Here is a 3493-nt window from a genome sequence, read left to right as displayed (position 1 = left end):
GATTGACCTCGCATCAGGCCTCTCTGCGCCCCTATTCAGCCGTTGCAACAAAACCGTGGCGGAAACGTTCAGCCTTAAAGGGGCTGCACCAGCGACCGGGGCTCGAACTTCACGCGGTCCAGCGCAATCATGCTCTTGAATTTGCGGACATTGGGGTTCGTGTAGAGTTTGGTCTTTACAAAAACGTCAAAGGCCTCAACGTCCTCTACTGCTACAATAAGAACGAAGTCTGCATCACCTGTCACCATATAGCATTGAGTGACTTCTTTCGCGGCCCGCATTGCTCGCTTGAAGTCGTCGACGAGGTCTAAACGCTCGCGATCGAGCTCCACCGTTACGACCACGGTCAGCGACTTCCCAAGTGCTTTGGGGTCAACCAGGGAGATATCAGCGGTGATAACGCCGTCGGCGCGTAACTTATTGACACGGCGCATGCATGAGGCGGCAGACGAACCCACGAGGTCCGCAAGCTCGGAGAACGACAGCCTGTTGTTCTTTTGAAGGGCGCCGAGTATCCGCCGGTCAAGATCATCTATCATACCTACACCCTGGATACGAAACCACAATGTGGCATTAGCGATCCGAAACGCTCGGTGCAAGATCGGACGCTGAATGAAACGTTACCTCATTCAAAAGGTGCCATTATTGCAATCGTCCAGGGCAGGCGACCGTTTCTTTTCACCTAAGCGCGAGTTTTGCCCGAACTATTCCAAACGCTTACGGCAAACTAGCACTGATGGCGAAGCACGTGGCCCTCCGACGGCCGCCAGACGTCTATGAACGGAGTCAGAATGCATTCAGCCGCGAAGTTTCATACCTTGGCCGAGGAGATCACAACCTGGCGGAGGCATCTTCATCAAAACCCCGAGCTCGACTTTGCCGTGCACGAGACGGCACGGTTCGTTGGGGACAAACTGGCGTCCTTTGGGATCAACCGCATCGAAACCGGGATAGCCGGCACCGGCATTGTCGCGTTCATCCAGGGTGAAGGCGGGGAAGGACCGACCATCGGACTCCGTGCAGATATGGACGCCTTGCCGATCCATGAAGCGACGGGAAAGCACTGGGCGTCGAAAAGCCCCGGGAAGATGCACGCCTGCGGTCACGACGGCCATACGGCGATGCTGCTTGGGGCTGCAAAGTACCTTGCTAGGAGCCGGAATTTCAGGGGCACGGTCACGCTTATCTTCCAGCCGGCCGAGGAAGTCGAATTGCCGTCGGGCGGGCTCAAGATGGTCGAGGACGGGTTTTTGGACCGTTTTGGTATCTCTCAAGTGTTCGGGATGCACAACTGGCCAGGGATCGATGTAGGCAAGTTTGCCATTTGCGCAGGTCCGATGATGGCCTCCCAGGACGATTTTGACATCGTTGTAAAGGGTCGCGGCGGGCACGCCGCAGCCCCGCACTTGACAGTTGATCCGGTCGTTATAGCCGCTCAGGTCATTATTGGCCTGCAGGCGTTGGTGTCGCGCAGCACCGACCCGGTCGAGTCGCTGGTAATTTCCGTCACGAAACTCCGCGCCTCAAATGCTTACAATGTGATCGCCGACGAAGTTGAACTGGCAGGAACGGTCCGCGCGTTGGCCCCTGCCCTGCGCGACTTCGCCGAGACCCAGTTGGAGACGACCGCGCGGAAAATCGCGCAAGCTTTCGGGGGCGACATTACTTACCGCTACCGCCGGTCGGTTCCAGCCACCGTGAACGATAGCGCCGCCACTGCTCTTGCCGTTCGTGCGGCGGGCGGCACCGGCGCGGTAGCAGTAGACGAGACGTTGAGGCCGGTTATGGGTGCCGAGGATTTCGCTTACATGCTGCAGGCGCGCCCAGGGGCGCTCATCTTCATCGGAAATGGCGCTTCAGCCCCGGTACATAATGCCGCGTACGACTTCGACGATGCCGCAATTCAATACGGAGTGGCCTATTGGGTGAATGTAGTGGGGGCCGCGCTTGGAATTGACGGGGGGTAGTCGCGCCATCTTCAAATGTGTCCAATTTGCCACCCCGCAATCCGGCGTCCATGAAATCCATTTTTCAGTCGCGCCTGGTTTTTGGCGCAAATCTTGCGCAGAACTGTTTCATATTGGCGCAGACAAACTGCTAGTAATGTGAGGCCGCAAGTGTCATCCGTTGCCCGTTCCCTTGGCATTCTCAACCTGGAAAGAGGAGCTCTTGCGGGCGAGTCTGCGACAGACGAGGCTATCGACGCATTTAAGGAAAGGCTGCCTTTTCCGGTGATCGCGGAGACGGTAGAGGGCGCCTGGGCAGACAACGTCATCCAAGGTGACTCTGCGCTCGAGCCCGCTTACATCGCAGCCGCCCGTCGGCTCGTGGCCCGAGGGGCCATTGCGATCAGTGCGAACTGCGGCTACTCCGTCCGACACCAAGCTGCGGTGGCATCGGCAGTCAACGTCCCTGTGGCCGCCACCAGCCTCATTCTTCTGCCGCTACTGCTTCGGCAGTACCCTACCACTGCAAAAATTGCTGTCATCGCCGCGGATTCGAGCTGCCTCGACGAGAAGATGCTTGCCATTCATGACCCAGGCGATCGAGCGCGCGTCGTGGTCGGCGGCATCGAAGGTGGTGTTATGTGGCAAAATGAAATGAAACGCCCCCCGCCCTATACTGAGCCGGCCGACATCGAAGCCGAAGTCATGGCTTGCCTCTGCAGCTTACAATCGGAACATACGGATATCGGAGCGATCCTGTTCGAGTGCACGTTGTTCCCGCTTGTTTCTCCAGCCATTCGACGGACAACCGGACTGCCAGTCTATGACATCACAACTCTCTGTCAGCTCACATATGCGGCCGCCTGACAGGCCTGGGCGTGACTGCGATCGATGATCTGGCATCTCTGATCGGCTGGCGAAGCCGCACCGCACGATCATCTGGCCCGTACCTCGCCCGTCGGTTGGAAGCATCTTGCCCTTCTCTGGCGACTCCCTTTGGGGGCGAGCCGCCAAGGTGATTGGCAGAAAACCGACAAAAAAGCGCGCCTTATGATGAAGTTCATGCTTCGTTCAGCCTTGGCGTTGATAGCGGCAAACCGACGCGCTGCCCTCGGCTTCGGAGCTCCGGCTCAGACACAATCACGTCCGTCGAGTGGGGTGCGTCTATATTGACGCGTGCAGATCAATCGGCAGTTGCACACGCGGGCGCGACTGAAAGCGACCAAATCGGCACCCGATTTGACGTGTCCCTTTCAGCCAGCGCGCCATTTTGCGAATAGCCGCATATCTGCCCATGCTAAATTAACTATAGATACCGTCACGATCCGGCAACGGGCGGACGAGGTGCGGCCTGGTAGGGCTAAACCCGTCCCGCGGACGTGTTTCCGGCGGCCCGAACGGCCAGGACCCAGGGTTTGGCCTTACTCGACTATTTGTTTTGTGCCGGAGTGTGCGCGATATGGCCGCCGCGCTGGACGTCTTTTCTGTAATTACCCACCCCCCGATGGGGCACAGTGCGTCGTCACTCGTCCTCGATGTCCGGGTAC

Annotated in this window: 3 protein-coding genes; 2 read left to right on the top strand and 1 reads right to left on the bottom strand. The window is 58.3% G+C overall.

What is annotated here, in order from left to right; genetic code table 11:
- Positions 1 to 74: 74 nt before the first annotated feature.
- The gene (locus EOC06_RS34600) at positions 75 to 539 is read right to left on the bottom strand and encodes an Lrp/AsnC family transcriptional regulator (RefSeq protein WP_128309918.1); all 465 of its coding nucleotides are present in this window, start codon (positions 537 to 539) and stop codon (positions 75 to 77) included.
- A 252-nt stretch (positions 540 to 791) separates the two neighbouring features.
- Here EOC06_RS34600 and EOC06_RS34595 point away from each other — a divergent pair, with 252 nt between their 5' ends.
- Together EOC06_RS34595 and EOC06_RS41060 are read left to right on the top strand one after the other, a co-directional pair.
- Positions 792 to 1967 (top strand): amidohydrolase, encoded by a 1176-nt coding sequence (locus tag EOC06_RS34595; protein WP_128309917.1) that lies wholly within the window; start codon positions 792 to 794, stop codon positions 1965 to 1967.
- Positions 1968 to 2117: 150 nt separating this feature from the next.
- Positions 2118 to 2813: a hypothetical protein gene (locus tag EOC06_RS41060; protein ID WP_206631323.1), complete on the top strand. Its 696-nt coding sequence runs from the start codon at positions 2118 to 2120 to the stop codon at positions 2811 to 2813.
- Positions 2814 to 3493: the final 680 nt, after the last annotated feature.

The sequence above is a fragment of the Mesorhizobium sp. M7A.F.Ca.MR.362.00.0.0 genome (assembly GCF_004023175.1).
Taxonomy (GTDB): Bacteria; Pseudomonadota; Alphaproteobacteria; order Rhizobiales; family Rhizobiaceae; genus Mesorhizobium.
The sequence above is the reverse complement of the archived record's forward strand: the minus strand, read 5'-3'. Positions and strand labels throughout refer to the sequence as shown.

Bases quoted from the DNA above. Each gene is read 5' to 3' on its own strand.
- EOC06_RS34600 (WP_128309918.1), bottom strand. From the start codon at position 539: ATGATAGATGATCTTGACCGGCGGATACTCGGCGCCCTTCAAAAGAAC.
- EOC06_RS34595 (WP_128309917.1), top strand. From the start codon at position 792: ATGCATTCAGCCGCGAAGTTTCATACCTTGGCCGAGGAGATCACAACC.